Below are 16,372 nucleotides of genomic sequence, written 5' to 3'. Positions count from 1 at the left end.
TGTCTCCGGTAGGTCAACGGCGCATGGCCGAGGCTGTCTGTTCCTGTTGTGCGGCCTGCTGGGCGGCCTGCTCCTGGCTGTGCGCGCGCGCCTGGTCCTCGGCATTCACCTGGGACTGCGCCTGCTGGTCCAGCACCTGGCCAGCATTGAGCGTGGACAGCTGCTGGTTGAGGACCTTGAAGCGGTCGGGGTCGGCGTTGAGCAGTTCATTCAAGCGCTGGCCCAAGGGGGAGGGCGTCTGGAACTCTGGCTGCTCGCGTAGCGGTCCGCCGTGGGAGCCCGGCGCATTCCGTTGCTCGGCCGGATTGAACGGATGCGCGGCAAGTCTTGCTGCCTCCGCTTGGCGCTCGGCGTAGGCACCGGGTTCGTCCAGGCCACGGAGCTTGTCCACGGCGTCCAGCACCAGACCGGGGGAGCCACGGGTAATCACCGTCGCGGTGGCGCGCACCTGATGGATGCTTGTTCGATAGGCATCGACCCTTCGCTGATCTTCGGGATCAGTGATCCGCGCCGAAGGGTCATCCAGTACAGACTTGATTTCGACGCCATTCTCGACGCGATCTACAAAATGCTTCATCCGGTGCGAATCGGACAGAGCGAGCGCCGGCAGTGGGTTGCCACCTGTGCTGCCTATTCCGCCGGCCAAGCGGGAAGCAAGCTCCGCATTGCGCAATAGGGTGAGCTCTCCGGGCGCGGCATACATCTCGACGCTTCCGTAATGCTTGCCTGCCGCGCTGACGAAGTCACCGGCGGTGACATGATTGACGAAGGGGGCCGCATTCGCAGGCTGGCCACTCGGGATGCGATAGCCCAGGCTGGCCGCGCCATACGGATTGAATCCTTCGCCCGGGATGTTGTAATGATGTCCGGTGACTTGTGCCATGCAAGCGCCGAGCGAGTGGCCGGTCACCGAGAGTTTGGTGCCATCTCGTTCGGCCATTTCCTTGGCCTGTCGTGTCAGCTCCAAAGCATCCTTTACTTGAGCATTAAATCGCGTAGTGACCATGCCGAGATCGACCGCGCCATCCATCAGCAACTCACGGTCGAATTCGGTGCCGCGATGGGCAACGACGTAATCGCCAGTGTCCATGTTCCTGTAAATGTATCCCTGGTAGCCGTTGGGCATATCAACCTGCCTGACGACCTCGTATCGCTCTTGCCCATCCTTGCCCGCCTTCACCGTTCCTGGCGTTCCGTCGGCCTTGCGCGGCGGTGGGTCATAGACAGCCATTGCCAGATCGGCGCTTGCTGATCTGCTCATTTTTCATACTTCCTTGTATTGATCGAGATGGTGTACGAGAAGAAATTGTCCTTATCAGACGTCGGGATTTCACGCTCGAATCGCTCTTGCGAGAAGGCTGCCGCCGGGTGTGCCTGCCCATCATCGAATACCGGCTTAATCGACTTTTCTGCGAATCTTGTTTGCGCACCCGTCTCCGGAGTGGCGCCGATTGAAAAGTAGATGAGCTTGCCGGTAGAGGGCATTCTCAGATTTGCATTGATGCCTGTGAACTTCCACTTGCAATCGCCCCGCCCAAAATAGTTCGCGACCTTCAATCCGTCGCGGTAGTACACCCCTGCAAATGTTGTGGAATCCAGTCGGGTTAGCTGGATGGGAAGCGAGTACTTCTCGAGCCCATATCTCACGCCCTCGACGTTGTCGATAGGCGGGAGGCAAGCTTCGTCTGCAATCTCAAAGTCCACGGACGTCGCGGTGATGAACATTTCTTCAGGCGCATCATGCGTCGTGATGACGACCTCATACGCTTCCTTGGGCGAAGGATTGGCCTCATAGGGCGGCGGCTCGCGCTCCTTGATCCCACACGCCGTCAGCAGCGGCAGCAATGCCAGCAACAGGGGGCAGAGCGCATGGGAAACCACCCGTGACCTGGCCGACTGCCTTTCCATCATCAACCGATCCATCATCAATCGACCCAGCATCCTTGAATGCTTCTACGATACGGCTGCGGATGGGCGGAATTCAAATCAATACACGTCTACACTCAATTGAGTGACGAAAATCTCACTTTTAACGTTGTAACTGATTTCGGGCAAGACGCTTGTCGTGCGAATACGTCACAGACACTCACGGGTTGTCGCATACGGCTCGGCGAACATTCCAAATGGCTTCATGCTGTGCGCGTCCCATGCAGTTGCCGCTTACCAGGAGAAGGAGTTCCATGAAGAAGTTTCGCGCGGTCCCGTTGTGTCTTGCCCTGGCCTTGAGCCTGATCACCGCCACTGCGATGGCAGCCAGCAGCGAACAGGTGCTGATGCCAAGGTTCGAGGGCTACGTCAAAGCTTTCGAGGCATCCGATCCGAAGACCGGCGACATCACCGAGTTCGTGCCTGAGGGACAGACGGTGGAAGCCTGGACCGACATGATTACGGTCAACATCGCGCCGGGCTCCGCATCGGTTTCGCCGCGCGAATTCCTGGGCATCATGGAAGCCGGCTGGCGCGGTGCCTGTCCGAACACGCAGGCAAACTGGCTGCGTGAGGGCGAAGAACACGGTCGTCCGATGGCGGTGCTGATGCTCAGTTGCCCGCTCAACCCCGCCACCGGCAAGCCTGAAACCTCCTGGATCAAGGGCATCCAGGGCCAGGAGGGCTTCTATACCGTGCAAAAGGCGTTCCGTACCGAGGTGAAGGAAGCTGACGTCGTGACCTGGGTGAAGTGGCTCAGTGGCGTGATGTTGTGCGGTAGCGGCGAGGGGCCTGCGTGCCCGGGCGACGGCCGCTGATAACCCGCAGTAAGGGCCTGATTGCCAGTGGGACTGACCCGCGCGACACGGCTGCCCTATGGTGGCCGTTTCCCGGATGGAGTCAGGTACGATGAGTGACCCGCAGTGGCAACTGGAAACCCTGGCCGTGCACGGCGGCTATCGTCCCGACCCGACCACACGTGCGGTGGCGGTGCCGATCTACCAGACCGTGGCCTATGCCTTCGATGACACCCAGCACGGTGCGGACCTGTTCGACCTGAAGGTGCCGGGCAACATCTACACCCGCATCATGAACCCCACCACCGACGTGCTGGAACAGCGCCTGGCCGCGCTGGAAGGCGGCATCGGTGCGTTGGCTCTGGCCTCGGGACAGGCGGCCATCACTTACGCCATCCAGACCATTGCCGAGGCCGGGGACAACATCGTAGCGGCCAGCGCGCTGTACGGCGGCAGCCTCAACCTGCTGGCGCACACCCTGCCGCAGTACGGCATCACCGCGCGCTTTGCCGATCCGGCGGACCCCGCTGCGTTCGCCGCGCTCATCGACGAACGCACCAAGGCCGTGTTCGTCGAATCCATCGGCAACCCACGCGGGAACGTCACCGACATCGCCGCGATCGCCGAGGTGGCGCATGCGGTCGGCGTGCCGTTGATCGTCGACAACACCGTGGCCACGCCGTTCCTGCTGCGCCCGTTCGAGCATGGCGCCGACATCGTGGTGCATTCGCTGACCAAGTACCTCGGCGGCCACGGCACCAGCCTGGGCGGCGCGATCGTCGACTCGGGCCGTTTCGACTGGGCCGCGCAGCGCAAACGCTTCGCCCGTTTGAACGAACCCGACCCCAGTTACCACGGCGTGGTCTACACCGAAGCGCTCGGCCCGGCGGCGTACATCGGCCGTGCGCGGGTGGTGCCGCTGCGCAATACCGGCGCCGCACTGTCGCCGTTCAACGCCTTCCTGATCCTGCAGGGCATCGAAACCCTGGCCCTGCGCATGGAGCGGATCAACGCCAACGCACTGGCGGTGGCGCAGTACCTGCAGGCGCACGCCAAGGTGGCCTGGGTGCGTTACGCCGGCCTCGCCGACGACCCAGAACATACCGCCGCGCAGCGCTACCTGGGCGGGCACGGCTCCGGCGTGTTGACCTTTGGCCTGCCCGGCGGCCGTGAGGCCGGTGCGCGCTTCCTGGATGCGCTGAAGCTGTTTACCCGGCTGGTAAACCTGGGAGACGCGAAATCGCTGGCCACGCATCCGGCCTCGACCACGCATCGCCAGCTGGATGCCGACGAACTGGCACGTGCCGGCGTCAGCGAAGACACCGTGCGGCTGTCGATCGGCATCGAACACATCGGCGACCTGCGCGCCGACCTGGAGCAGGCGCTGGCGGCGGCCTGATAGCTGCAGGCTTGGTCGTCATCGCCAGCGACCATCACCACGCGGGGCAGGATGGGTTACGGTGGAACTGCCTCTCCAAGGCGTGGCAGAACTGGCAACTCCAGCAAGACGAATCCCCGACGGGTGCGGGCCCGCCGGGGATTTTTTTTTGTGTCGACCAAGGTCGACACCTGCCAACAGCCGTTACACCACCGGGATGCTGTGCTGCCCCAGATTGCGGTACGGCGGCGTCGACATGATCATCTCCGCCAGCGAATACGCCAGCTCGCGCTCGGCCATCACCGTGCCATCGGCACCGTGTTCCAGCAGATGCTTCACTTCCGCATCGCTGTGCGCCCGCGCCAGCAGGGTCAGGTCCGGGTTGATCGCCCGCAGCTTGGCCAGCGCCTCACCGGCTTCCAGTGGCTGCGGAATGGCCAGCACCGCGATCTTCGCGCGCTCCGGATGGGCCTCGGCCAGCACCCGGTCGGCCGCCGCGCTGCCGCGGATCGCCGCCAGGCCCTTGGCATGCGCCTGCTCGACATGTTCCTTGTTGTCATCGATCACCAGCACCGGCACGCCACGGTCGCGCAGCACCTGCGCCAGCTCGCTGCCCACGCGGCCGTAGCCGATCACGATGGCGTGGCCATGCAGGTCGCGCGAGGGCCCGGTGGCCTCTTCGGGCTCGGCCGCCTGCGGCGACTGCTCCTGCCTGGCCTGCCAGCGATCCAGCAGGCCGAATACCAGCGGGTTCAGCATGATCGACACCAGCGCGCCGGCCAGCACCAGCGACTGGCCTTCCTTGGGCAGGATCTGCAGCGCCACGCCCAGGCCGGCGATGATGAAGGCGAATTCTCCGATCTGCGCCAGGCTGGCCGAGATGGTCAGCGCGGTGCTGGTGGGGTGGCCAAAGGCGCGCACGATGAAGAACGCCGCCGCCGACTTGCCGAACATGATGATGGCCACCGTCGCCAGCACCTGCCACGGGTGCTGCACGATGATGTTGGGGTCGAACAGCATGCCCACCGAGACGAAGAACAGCACCGCGAATGCATCGCGCAGCGGCAGCGAATCGGTGGCGGCCTTGTGGCTCAGCTCGGATTCGTTGAGCAGCATGCCGGCGAAGAACGCGCCCAGCGCGAAGGACACGCCAAACAGCATGGCCGAGCCGAACGCCACGCCCAGTGCGATGGCCAGCACCGACAGGGTGAACAGCTCGCGCGAACCCGTACCGGCGATGCGCTCCAGGATCCACGGGATGACCCGGCGGCCGACGACCAGCATCACCGCCACGAACAGGCCCAGCTGCACGAAGGTCCAGCCGATGTCAGCCAGCACGCTGCCGACGGTATGGGTCTCCTTGGCTGCATCGGGCCCGAACACGCCAGCCAGCACCGGCATCATCACCAGTGCCAGGACGCAGGCCAGGTCCTCGACGATCAGCCACCCTACCGCGATCTTGCCGCGCATGGTTTCCAGCAGGCGACGTTCTTCCATCGCACGCAGCAGCACCACGGTACTGGCGGTGGCCAGCGAGAAACCGAAGATGACCCCGTGCAGGGCAGGCCAGCCCATCAGCCAGGCCACGCCCCAGCCCAGCAGGGTGGCCACGGCGATCTGGCCGATGGCACCGGGGATGGCGATGGCCTTCACCGCCATCAGGTCCTTCAGCGAGAAGTGCAGGCCGACGCCGAACATCAGCAGCATCACGCCCAGTTCGGCCAGCTGGTTGGCCAGCGCCTGGTCGGCGACGAAGCCGGGGGTGAACGGGCCGACGCAGATGCCAGCCACCAGGTACCCGACCAGAGGAGACAAGCGCAGCTTGTTGGCCAGCGCGCCGAAGATGAAGGCGAGCCCCAGGCCAACGGCCACGATGTTGATCAGGTCGGTGTCATGGTGCATCGGCACTCGCAGGAAATCGGGGGGATGTCCCGATTTTCACCGATGAGGCCAGATACGGCAAACCCGCCGGCCACGTGCCGCGGCCGGCGGGTTTGCCCACGCATTTCTCCTCTACCCCCGCCGTCGGCGCGCCCCTTCAACAAGAAGGGGCTCTCCTCCAGATACGGCAAGGGTCGGCCGGCCAGCGGCCGGCACTACCAGCGAGATGCCCGTTACCGCTTACCAGTTGTACTTGATGCGCCCGTAGACATACGCGCCGTTGAAGCCGAACGGTGAGTAGTTGCTGTAAGGCAGCATGCCGAAGGTCGAGTTCTGCAGGTCTTCGGTGCGGTCCGGGTACTCGTCCAGCAGGTTGTCCGCGCCCAGGGTCAGGGTCCAGTTACTGCTCGGCTTGTAGCTCACCGAGGCGTCCAGCACCCACTTGTCACCGTAGGTCTGGTCGCGCAGGGCGGTGGCCGAGTTGCGCACGGTGAATTCGCCGTAGCGGGTCGCGGCCAGGCCCAACTCCCAGTGGTCCGAGCGCCAGGTGCCGCTCAGCACGGTCTTGTCGCGCGGGTAGCTGTCCTCGATGCGGCCGATCTCATCACGGCCGATCAGCGACTGGGTCAGGCCCAGGGTGCCGAACACGGCCGGGGTGCCGCCCACGCGCTGCACTTCGGTCTCGTTGTAGCTGTAGGCCGCGGTCAGCTCCAGGCTGCTGGCGGCGAACGGCACGGTGTAGCTGGAGACGAAATCAACACCGCGGGTGCGGGTGTCCAGGCCGTTGGTGAAGTAGGAGAACGCGGTCACCTGCGGCAGGCCCAGCGTGCCCAGCAGTGCGCTGGTGGCGGCGTTGGTGGTGATGCTGGACGACAGCGCGATGCGGTTGTCGATATCGATCTGGTAGGCATCGACGGTGATGTACAGGCGGTCCACCGGCTGCAGCACCAGGCCCAGGCTGTAGGAGGTGGACGTTTCCGCCTTCAGCGGGGATGCGCCCAGCGCCTGTGCGGCCTGGCTGGTGGTGGGGAAGGTGCCGCGTTCGACGAACACGCCGTTGGTGAACTGGCTGGTCACCGCCTGGTAACCCTGCTGGGCCAGCGACGGGGCGCGGAAACCGCTGGAGGCGGTGGCACGCAGCGCGACCTTGTCGGTGAAGGCATAGCGCGCCGACAGCTTGCCGGAGAAGCGGTCGCCGAAGTCCGAGTAATCCTCGTAGCGGCCGGTCACGCCGGCGGAGAACTTGTCGGTCAGGTCTGCTTCCAGGCCGGCATAGACCGCGTAGTTGTGGCGGTCGGCGTGCACTTCATTGGTGGGGGTGAAGCCGGCGAAGCCCTGCGCACCGGTGCCGGTGTAGGAGTTCAGTTCGCCCGGATTCTGGTCCCACTTTTCCTTGCGGTATTCACCACCGAGGGACAGGGTGACCGGGTAGGCCAGGCCCCAGTCCAGCGACTTGGTGAAGTCGGCATTGAAGATGTCCTGCTGGTACTTCAGCGTGCCGTCGTAGAACGAGCTCGGGCTGGTGGTGCCCAGGCTGTAGTTGATGCTGTTGCGGGTGTTGAAGTCGAGGGTGTTCTCACCGTGGTTCAGGCTCAGGTCCCAGGTCCAGCCGCTGTCGGTGCTGCCCTTGACGCCTGCCACCAGCGAGCGGTCCTTCGAGTACTGGTTGATCTCCGGCACGTAGCCGTCCGGGTAGATCTGCGACAGCAGCGCGGTCTGGCCGCTGTGGTTGGGCGAGCGGTAGAACGCGAACGAGGTGATGTCGCGATTGCTGAGCAGCGCGCTGGCGTAGCCGGTGACGTGGTCGCTGAAATCAAAGCTGGCATTGGCCGAGGCCGCAGTGGCATCCACGCGCGGGTCGCCAACGACGAAGGTGGTTTCACCGATGGCCGGGAAATTGCCGGTGTTCGGGGTGGTACCGCGGTAGGGGCCGGCGCGGTTGCTTTCGTCCTGCTGGCTGATCTGGCCGGCCACGTGCACGCGGCCACGGCCGTTGGCGAACTCGACGCCGGTGTCGCCGGAGAGCTGGTACTTGTTGCCGTCACCGGCCGAGTACTGGCCGTAGTCCACGGCCAGGCTGCCGCCACTGCCGCTGCCCTTCAGCACGATGTTGATGACGCCGGCGATGGCGTCCGAGCCGTACTGGGCCGAGGCGCCGTCACGCAGCACTTCCACGCGCTCGATGGCGGCGATCGGGATGGCGTTGATGTCCACCGCCGAGGAGCCACGGCCGATGGTGCCGTTGACGTTGATCATCGCCGAGGTGTGCTGGCGCTTGCCGTTCACCAGCACCAGCACCTGGTCGGGCGAGAGGCCGCGCAGCTGCGCCGGGCGCACGCCACTGGTGCCGTCGGTCAGGGCCGGGCGCGGGAAGTTCAGCGAGGGCAGGGCGCGCGACAGCGCGGTGGCCAGTTCGCCGGAACCGGTGGACTGCAGGATTTCCGGGGTGATGATGTCGATCGGCGACTGCGACTCGGCGACCGTACGGTCGGCCACGCGGGTACCGGTGACGATCACCGTGTCGAGGGTGTTGGCGGCGGTGCCGGTCTGCTGGGCAGCAGCGGCGAACGAAGCGCCACCGAGTGCGGCAGCGATGGCGGCGGCGATCAGGCTGGTCTTGCGGTTCATCGGGGTGGGGCTCCGGTTGGCGGGAACTGGCACCGGAATCGACATCACGGGGGTGAGGCGGACGACGGTTGTTGCGGTGCGCAATACAGCAATTAACGGGAATTTAAGCAGCTGTCAAATGCGCGTCATGTGAAAAAACGTTGCAAAAGCAAGCATTTAGCTGTGGCGGGCATTGGCGGGGGAGGGGCCCGGGAGGCGCGCGGACTCGACGAGGGAGAGATGTGGAGCGACCGCGTCGCTTCCCGGGGCGCGTCAAGTATTCGTTAACGCTAGAATTGCGTCGCAGGAACAGTGCTCACCAGCACATTCCATTTGGTTATATGGACCCCTTCCCCCATGATTTCGCTTCGTAATTTCGCCTTGCGCCGCGGCGAGCGGCTGCTGTTGTCCAATGTCGACCTGACCCTGCACGCCGGTTACCGGGTGGGTGTGGTCGGCCGCAACGGTGCTGGCAAGTCCAGCCTGTTCGCGGCGGTGAAGGGCGAGCTGGAGGCGGACAAGGGTGACGTCGATCTGCCCGGCAAGGTGCGCATCGCCAGCGTCGCCCAGGAAACCCCGTCGCTGCCCGACCCGGCGCTGAGCTTCGTGCTGGGCGGCGATACCGAGGTGGCCGCGGTGCTGGCCGCCGAGGCTGATGCCACCGCCCGCGAGGACTGGGAAGCCGTGGCCGAGGCGCATACGCGCATGGCCGAGCTGAACGCCTACGACGCCGAAGCGCGCGCCGGCAAGCTGCTGCACGGCCTGGGCTTCCCGGCCGAGACCCACCACCGCGCGGTGTCCTCGTTCTCCGGCGGCTGGCGCGTGCGCCTGAACCTGGCGCGCGCGCTGATGATGCCCAGCGACCTGCTGCTGCTCGACGAACCGACCAACCACCTCGACCTGGACGCGGTGTACTGGCTGGAACAGTGGCTGCTGAAGTACCCCGGCACCCTGCTGCTGATCTCGCATGACCGCGAGTTCCTCGACAACGTGGCCACCCACACCCTGCACCTGCACGGTGGCGGCGCCAAGCTCTACCCGGGCGGCTACACCGATTTCGAGCGGCAGCGCGCCGAACAGCTGCGCCAGCAGCAGATCGCGCACGAGAAGGAGCAGGCCGAGCGCGCCCACCTGCAGAGCTTCATCGACCGCTTCAAGGCGCAGGCCAGCAAGGCCGCGCAGGCGCAGAGCCGCATGAAGCGCCTGGCCAAGCTGGCCGGTACCGAAGCGGTGCGTGCCGAGCGCGAGTTCCGCATCGAGTTCGCCCCGCCGGCAAAACTGCCGTTCTCGCTCATTCGCCTGAACCACGTCGAGGCCGGCTACGGCGCCGATGCGGTGATCCTGCACAACGTCGGCTTCGGCCTGGAAGCCGGCCAGCGTATCGGCCTGCTCGGCCCCAACGGCGCGGGTAAGACCACCCTGGTGAAGACCCTGGTGGGTGAGCTGATGCCGATTGCCGGCGAGCGCTCGGCGCACCCGGACCTGAAGATCGGTTACTTCGCCCAGCACACGGTGGAATCGCTGCACGAAGGCCAGTCGCCGATGGAGCACTTCCGCGAGATCGCCCCGGATGCGCCGAACCAGTCGTTCCGCGATTTCCTCGGCAAGTGGAACTTCCCCGGTGACCGCGCGTTCGAGCCGGTCGACGGCTTCTCCGGTGGCGAGCGCGCGCGCCTGGCGCTGGCGCTGATCGCCTGGCAGCAGCCGAACGTGCTGCTGCTCGACGAACCGACCAACCACCTTGATCTGGAAATGCGCGAAGCGCTGGCCGAAGCGCTGGCTGATTTCGACGGTGCGATCGTGATGGTCTCGCATGACCGCCACCTGATCGGCCTGGTCTGCGACACCTTCTGGCGCGTGGCCGATGGCGTGGTCGAGCCGTTCGACGGCGACCTCGATGCCTACGCCGCCTGGCTGCGTACCCGTCCGCAGGCGCAGGGCACCAAGGCGCGCATGGAGCAGGTGGAAGAGCCGGCGGTGGTCAAGACCGTCCCGGTAGCGCAGGTGGTGCAGAAGAAGCCGGCCAACCCGCACAAGCTGGCCGCGGCCGAAACCAAGGTGTCCGAGCTGGAAAACAGCCTGGCCGAGCTCGACCGCCAGCTGGCCGACCCGGCCAACTACGCCGATGCCACCCGCATGGCCGTGCTCGGCCGCGACCGCGAAACCACCGCCGCGCAGCTGGAAAAAGCCGAAGCCGCGTGGATGGAGCTGCTGGAGTCGTGATTGCAGCGGTAGCGCCGGGCCATGCCCGGCGGCTTTGCCACCCGCTGCGCTCGCCGGGCATGGCACATGAAGCAGCCAAGCGTAGGCTCGGCTCTATATCACCCCTGCGCCTGCAGCCATTCGCGGAAGCGGCGGGCGGGTTCGCGTTCGGCGCGTGAGCGCAGCCGCGTCAGCCAGTAGCGGCCCAGTTCCACTGTGGTCGTGAACGGCTGCAGCAGGCGGCCTTCGGCCAGTTCCTGTTCGAACATGCGCAGCGGCAGCAGGGCCACGCCGGCGCCACCGGCCGCGGCCATCGCCACGGTCAGCGACGAATCGAACACCGGGCCGCGTGCTTCCACGCCGCTCACCCCGGCCGTCTGCAGCCAACGCGGCCACTCATCGCTGCGGTACGAACGCAGCAGCGGCACCGTGCCCAGGTCGCGCGGCTGCTTCAGCCGTCGCGCCAGCGCGGGTGCGCACAAGGGCGCGAACGGCGCATCGAGGATCGCAGTGCAGGCCTGGCCCTGCCAATCACCGTCACCGAAGCGGATCGCCAGGTCCAGGCCTTCGCCGGCCAGGTCGATGCGGTTGTTGTGGGTCTGCAGGCGCAGCTCGATATCCGGGTGCGCCGCTTCAAAGGCCGCCAGCCGCGGCAGCAGCCAGCCGGTGGCGAAGGTGCCGACCACGCCCAGGGTCAGCACTTCCCGCGCCGGACCGCCGGTGTAGCGGGCGATGCTGGCCGAGATGCGTTCGAAGGATTCATTGAGCACCGGGAACAGCGCCGCACCCTCGTCGGTCAGGGCCACCCCGCGCGGCAGGCGGTGGAACAGGCGGATGCCCAGCCGGTCTTCCAGCCCACGGATCTGGTGGCTGAGTGCGGCCTGGCTGACGCACAGCTCCAGGGCCGCGCGGGTGAAGTTCTGGTGCCGGGCGGCGGCCTCGAAGGCGCGCAGGGCGTTGAGCGGCAGGGTAGGGTGCAGCATGGCCAGGTGTGAGGCGGGATGATGGCTGATCCTAGCGTGACCAGTCACGCCCTCGCCATGGCAGAGGTCTGTTAGCGAAAGGCATGAATGAAATTCATGCCTGCCCCTGAAAATTGCCGCTGGTGGCGGGGCAGCGGGCTTCCAATAATCGGGTCTCGTTTATCGGAGCCCGCCATGCACGCCCGCCGTCGATTCCTGCAGTTCAGTGGTGCCGCCCTCGCATCCTCCCTGCTCGCACCCGCATTGGCGCGGGCCGCTGGCCCCGCGCCGGGTGCGCCTGCCGCGATTGCCAGCGCCGCCGATTTCGCCGCGCTGGAAAAAGCCAGTGGTGGCCGCCTGGGCGTGACCGTGCTCGACACCGGCAGCGGCCGTCGCATCGGCGGGCATCGCCAGGACGAGCGCTTCCCGATGTGCAGCACCTTCAAATCGATGCTGGTGGCCCATGTGCTGAGCCTGGCCGACGCCGGCCGCATCTCGCTGGACACCCGCGTGGCGATCGCCGAAAAAGACCTGTTGTCCTACGCCCCGGTGGCCCGCCGCCACGTCGGCAAGGACCTGAGTGTGCGCGACCTGTGCCGCGGCACGCTGACCACCAGCGACAACACCGCTGCCAACCTGCTGCTCGGGGTGAGTGGCGGCCCGCCGGCGCTGACCGTCTTCCTGCGCGCGCAGGGCGACACAGTCACCCGTAACGACCGCTACGAGCCGGACATGAACCGGTTCGCCAAAGGTGATCCGCGCGATACCACCAGCCCCGCGGCGATGGCGGCCAGCCTGGCCCGTTTCGCAGTAGGGGATGGTCTGTCGGAGAAATCCCGGCTGCAGCTCGCCGACTGGCTGATCGACAACCAGACCGGTGATGCCTGCCTGCGCGCCGGCATCGGCAAGCGCTGGCGAGTGGGTGACAAGACTGGCAGCAATGGCGAGGACACCCGCAACGACATCGCCGTGCTGTGGCCGCGTGCCGGTGGTACGCCGTGGGTGGTGACGGCGTACCTGCAGGGGGCCTCGGTGGACGACGACCAGCGCGCGGCGGTGCTGGCGCGGGTGGGTGCGCTGGCCGATGCGATGATTGCCTGAGACGTGTGGGACAGGGCGCTGCCGTTTGCGCCTGCCGGGCATGGCCGTTAGGGTTGGGGCATGAATGTACGTGCCCCTCTGCTTTCCGTTGCCGCGCTGTGCAGCCTGGCCGCCTGTTCGCAGCAGCCGCCTGCGATCAATCACGACCTGTCCACGGCCCCGGCCGATGCGTTCATGGCGGCCATCGCCGCCCACTGCGGGCAGGCCTACGCCGGCAAAGTGGTGGAAGACACACCCGCACCGACCGGCGAGGATCCCTTCGCCGGCAAGCGCCTGGTGATGCATGTGCGCGGCTGTGCCGACCCGGGGCACGAACTGCGCATTCCGTTCCATGTCGGTGCCGACCATTCGCGGACCTGGATCATCACCCGTACCGAAAACGGCCTGAAGCTCAAGCACGACCACCGTCATGCCGATGGCAGTCCGGATGCGATCACCCTGTATGGCGGCGACAGCAAGCCACCGGGTACCGCCGAGCGTCAGCAGTTCCCGGCCGATGGCGATTCGGTGGCGATGTTCCGCCGCGCCGACATGCTGGCGTCCACGTTCAACACCTGGGCGATGGAAATCGAACCGGACCAGCGCTTCGTCTACGAGCTGACCCGGCCGGAGGGGCGCCGCTTCCGCGTCGAATTCGACCTCAGCACGCCGGTACCGCTGCCGCCGGCACCGTGGGGCGACCAGGCCCCGCCGGCGCACTGACCAGCGCACAGGGTCGGATCCTTGTCGCAGGCAAGGGCTCTGACCCGGCCGGCTGGGTAGCGCCGGGGCGCGCCGGGCGGCTTTCCTGCGGTTGACCGCGTCGCTGCGCTCGCCGGGCATGGCCCGGCGCTACCTTCGGCAGCGCGACCCCGTTCTCAACGCGTACCGAAACGCGCCCGGCAGCCGTTGCTCACCCACACCTGCCCACGCGAATAGCCCCAGCTGCGGCCTTCCTGGCAGGCGCTGCCGGAGAGCTGCTGCTGCAGCACCGGGCGGCCTTGGCGCTCGTCCCAGTCGCAGTTCTGGGTGCGGTTGTTGTTGCTGCTGCAGGTGACGGAGTAGTTGCTGTTGCCGCCGCCCCAGTTGCCGCCATTGCCGCCGCCCCAGCCGCCGCGCGATTCGGCGAACTCGCCACGGCAGCCGCGGTTGACCCAGATGCTGCCGCGCCGGACGCCCCAGGTCTGGCCCTCCACGCAGGCCGAGCCGGAAATCTGCCGGACCAGGGTCGCGCCGCGCCAGTTGGTGGGACAGGTACGCTCGCGGTTGTCCTGGCTTTCGCACCGGATGGTGCCGCCGCTGCCGCCGCCCCAGTTGCCGCCATTGCCACCGCCCCAGCCGCTGCGGCCCTCGACGAACTCGGCCCGGCAACCATTGGTGACCCAGATGCTGCCGTTGCGGCTGCCCCAGGTGCGGCCCTCCACGCAGGATGAGCCGGACAGCTGGCGCACCATCTGCGCGCTGCGCCAGCCGGTATTGCAGACCCGCTCGCGGTTGTTCTGGCTCTCGCAGCGGACGACGCCATTCTGCGCAGCGGCGGGGGCGATGGGCAGGGCGAGGCCGGCAAGGCCGCCCACGGACAAGGTCAGGGCCAGGCTGGCCAGGGACAGCGGTTTCATGGCGAATCCCCATACGGTGTGTGGTGCGCGACTATAAGGACGGGGCGGATAAAGCCCGTGTGACTGTCCGCATTTGCCCCGGCCGGGGGCTCGGCCGCAGAATACGGGGCTTTCCGGTCCCCGTCGGGCGCCGGCGTTCTCCAGCGGAGCTTTCCCCCCATGCGTACCCACTTCTGCGGCCTGGTCGATGAGACCCTGATTGGCCAGACTGTCACCCTCGCCGGCTGGACCGACGTGGCCCGTAACCAGGGCGGCGTCTGCTTCATCGATCTCCGCGATCATGAAGGCATCGTGCAGGTGACCGTCGAGGTCGACAACGCCGAAGTGTTCGCCGTGGCCGCCTCGCTGGGCTATGAGGACGTGCTGCAGGTCGAAGGCGTGGTGCGCGCCCGCCACGCGGTGAACGACAAGATCGCCACCGGCAAGGTGGAAGTGATCGCCACCGCCATCACCGTGCTGAACAAGGCCGCCCCGCTGCCGTTCCACGCGCACGAGAACCCGGGCGAAGACACCCGCCTGAAGTACCGCTACCTGGACCTGCGACGCCCGGAAATGCAGCGCATGCAGCGCACCCGCATCAAGCTGGTGCAGGCCCTGCGCCGCCACCTGGACGAGCGCGGCTTCCAGGACATTGAAACCCCTATCCTGACCAAGGCCACCCCGGAAGGCGCCCGCGACTTCCTGGTGCCGGCGCGCATGCACCCGGGTGAGTTCTACGCCCTGCCGCAGAGCCCGCAGCTGTTCAAGCAGATCCTGATGGTGGCCGGCTTCGACCGTTACTACCAGATCGCGCGCTGCTTCCGCGACGAGGCCCTGCGTGCCGACCGCCAGCTGGAATTCACCCAGCTGGACATGGAATTCGCCTTCGTCCGCGAGCAGGACGTGCAGGACTTCGTGGAGTCGATGATCCGCGCCATCTTCAAGGAAGTGGTCGACGTCGAGCTGGCCGCCCCCTTCCCGCGCATGACCTGGGCCGAGGCGATGCGTCGCTACGGTTCGGACAAGCCGGACCTGCGCATCGCGCTGGAACTGGTGGACGTGGCCGAGCTGGTCAAGGACAGCGAGTTCGCCGTGTTCACCGGCCCGGCCAATGACGCCGAAGGCCGCGTGGCCGCGCTGCGCATCCCGGGCGGCGCCACCCTGTCGCGCAAGCAGATCGACGAATACGCCGCGCACGCCGCCAAGTACGGCGCCAAGGGCCTGGCCTACATCAAGATCGCCGACAACGGCGAAGTCAGCTCGCCGATCCAGAAGTTCTTCAGCGAGGCATCGTTCGCCGCCCTGGTCGCCCACGTCGGCGCCGGCAACGGCGACATCGTGTTCTTCGGTGCCGGTGGCTACAACAAGGTGTCCGACTTCATGGGCGCCCTGCGCCTGAAGGCCGGCAAGGACTTCGGCCTGGTCGCCGACGGCTGGGCCCCGCTGTGGGTCACCGACTTCCCGATGTTCGAATGGGACGACGAAGACCAGCGCTACGTCGCCCTGCATCACCCCTTCACCGCACCGGCCGTGGACGACATCGCCGACCTGCGCGCCAACGCCCGTACCGCCGTGTCGCGCGGCTACGACATGGTGCTCAACGGCAATGAAATCGGCGGCGGCTCGATCCGTATCCACCGCCCGGACATGCAGAGCGCGGTGTTCGAGCTGCTGGGCATCGGTGCCGAAGAGGCCCGTGCCAAGTTCGGCTTCCTGCTCGACGCGCTGAACTACGGCGCGCCGCCGCACGGCGGGATCGCCTTCGGCATTGACCGCATCGCCGCCCTGATGGCCGGGACCGAGTCGATCCGCGACGTCATCCCGTTCCCGAAGACCACCGGTGCGCAGGACCTGATGACCGATGCGCCGTCGCCGATCGTCGATACGCAGCTGGCCGAAGTGCACATCCAGGTCCGCCCCAAGACCAACTGATCAGGAGAT

General features: G+C 66.6%; 12 protein-coding genes. 6 read left to right on the top strand and 6 right to left on the bottom strand.

Annotated elements, in window-relative coordinates; translation table 11 throughout:
- Positions 1-13: 13 nt before the first annotated feature.
- Together AC1VXD_RS06330 and AC1VXD_RS06325 are read right to left on the bottom strand one after the other, a co-directional pair.
- On the bottom strand, positions 14-1,261 hold the full coding sequence (locus AC1VXD_RS06330; RefSeq protein WP_482991351.1) for a Tle-like phospholipase domain-containing protein: 1,248 nt from the start codon (positions 1,259-1,261) through the stop codon (positions 14-16).
- Positions 1,258-1,941 carry a hypothetical protein gene (locus tag AC1VXD_RS06325; protein WP_482991350.1) on the bottom strand — a complete coding sequence of 228 codons (684 nt, stop codon included), beginning with the start codon at positions 1,939-1,941 and terminating at the stop codon, positions 1,258-1,260. The genes AC1VXD_RS06330 and AC1VXD_RS06325 overlap by 4 nt, the downstream gene beginning before the upstream one ends.
- A gap of 239 nt (positions 1,942-2,180) precedes the next feature.
- Here AC1VXD_RS06325 and AC1VXD_RS06320 point away from each other — a divergent pair, with 239 nt between their 5' ends.
- A complete protein-coding gene (locus AC1VXD_RS06320) occupies positions 2,181-2,744 on the top strand; it encodes a hypothetical protein (protein ID WP_482991349.1) in 564 nt (187 codons plus the stop codon).
- A gap of 91 nt (positions 2,745-2,835) precedes the next feature.
- Entirely contained in the window at positions 2,836-4,122 is a 1,287-nt protein-coding gene (locus tag AC1VXD_RS06315) for an O-acetylhomoserine aminocarboxypropyltransferase/cysteine synthase family protein (RefSeq protein WP_482991348.1), read from the top strand.
- Between the two features lie 183 nt (positions 4,123-4,305).
- On the opposite strand, the gene ybaL is transcribed toward AC1VXD_RS06315, so the two are convergent.
- The gene (gene ybaL, locus AC1VXD_RS06310; RefSeq protein WP_482991347.1) at positions 4,306-6,003 is read right to left on the bottom strand and encodes a YbaL family putative K(+) efflux transporter; all 1,698 of its coding nucleotides are present in this window, start codon (positions 6,001-6,003) and stop codon (positions 4,306-4,308) included.
- Between the two features lie 219 nt (positions 6,004-6,222).
- Entirely contained in the window at positions 6,223-8,610 is a 2,388-nt protein-coding gene (locus AC1VXD_RS06305; protein ID WP_482991346.1) for a TonB-dependent receptor plug domain-containing protein, read from the bottom strand.
- Positions 8,611-8,946: 336 nt separating this feature from the next.
- On the opposite strand from AC1VXD_RS06305, the gene AC1VXD_RS06300 reads away from it, so the two are divergent.
- On the top strand, positions 8,947-10,812 hold the full coding sequence (locus tag AC1VXD_RS06300; RefSeq protein WP_482991345.1) for an ABC-F family ATP-binding cassette domain-containing protein: 1,866 nt from the start codon (positions 8,947-8,949) through the stop codon (positions 10,810-10,812).
- Between the two features lie 98 nt (positions 10,813-10,910).
- On the opposite strand, the gene ampR is transcribed toward AC1VXD_RS06300, so the two are convergent.
- Positions 10,911-11,774 carry a LysR family transcriptional regulator AmpR gene (gene ampR, locus AC1VXD_RS06295; protein WP_482991344.1) on the bottom strand — a complete coding sequence of 288 codons (864 nt, stop codon included), beginning with the start codon at positions 11,772-11,774 and terminating at the stop codon, positions 10,911-10,913.
- 174 nt (positions 11,775-11,948) lie between these two features.
- On the opposite strand from ampR, the gene blaL2 reads away from it, so the two are divergent.
- Entirely contained in the window at positions 11,949-12,854 is a 906-nt protein-coding gene (gene blaL2 / locus AC1VXD_RS06290; RefSeq protein ID WP_482991343.1) for a L2 family extended-spectrum class A beta-lactamase, read from the top strand.
- 60 nt (positions 12,855-12,914) lie between these two features.
- Positions 12,915-13,556 (top strand): hypothetical protein, encoded by a 642-nt coding sequence (locus tag AC1VXD_RS06285; protein WP_482991342.1) that lies wholly within the window; start codon positions 12,915-12,917, stop codon positions 13,554-13,556.
- A 155-nt stretch (positions 13,557-13,711) separates the two neighbouring features.
- On the opposite strand, the gene AC1VXD_RS06280 is transcribed toward AC1VXD_RS06285, so the two are convergent.
- Positions 13,712-14,452: a DUF3011 domain-containing protein gene (locus tag AC1VXD_RS06280; RefSeq protein WP_482991341.1), complete on the bottom strand. Its 741-nt coding sequence runs from the start codon at positions 14,450-14,452 to the stop codon at positions 13,712-13,714.
- A 159-nt stretch (positions 14,453-14,611) separates the two neighbouring features.
- Between AC1VXD_RS06280 and aspS the strand changes: the two genes are divergently transcribed.
- Positions 14,612-16,363, top strand: coding sequence for an aspartate--tRNA ligase (gene aspS, locus AC1VXD_RS06275; RefSeq protein ID WP_482991340.1), 1,752 nt, complete (start codon positions 14,612-14,614; stop codon positions 16,361-16,363).
- The last annotated feature ends 9 nt before the right edge of the window (positions 16,364-16,372 follow it).

It is taken from the genome of Stenotrophomonas sp. STEN054 (assembly GCF_056854535.1).
This window is presented reverse-complemented; position numbering and strand designations above follow the sequence as displayed.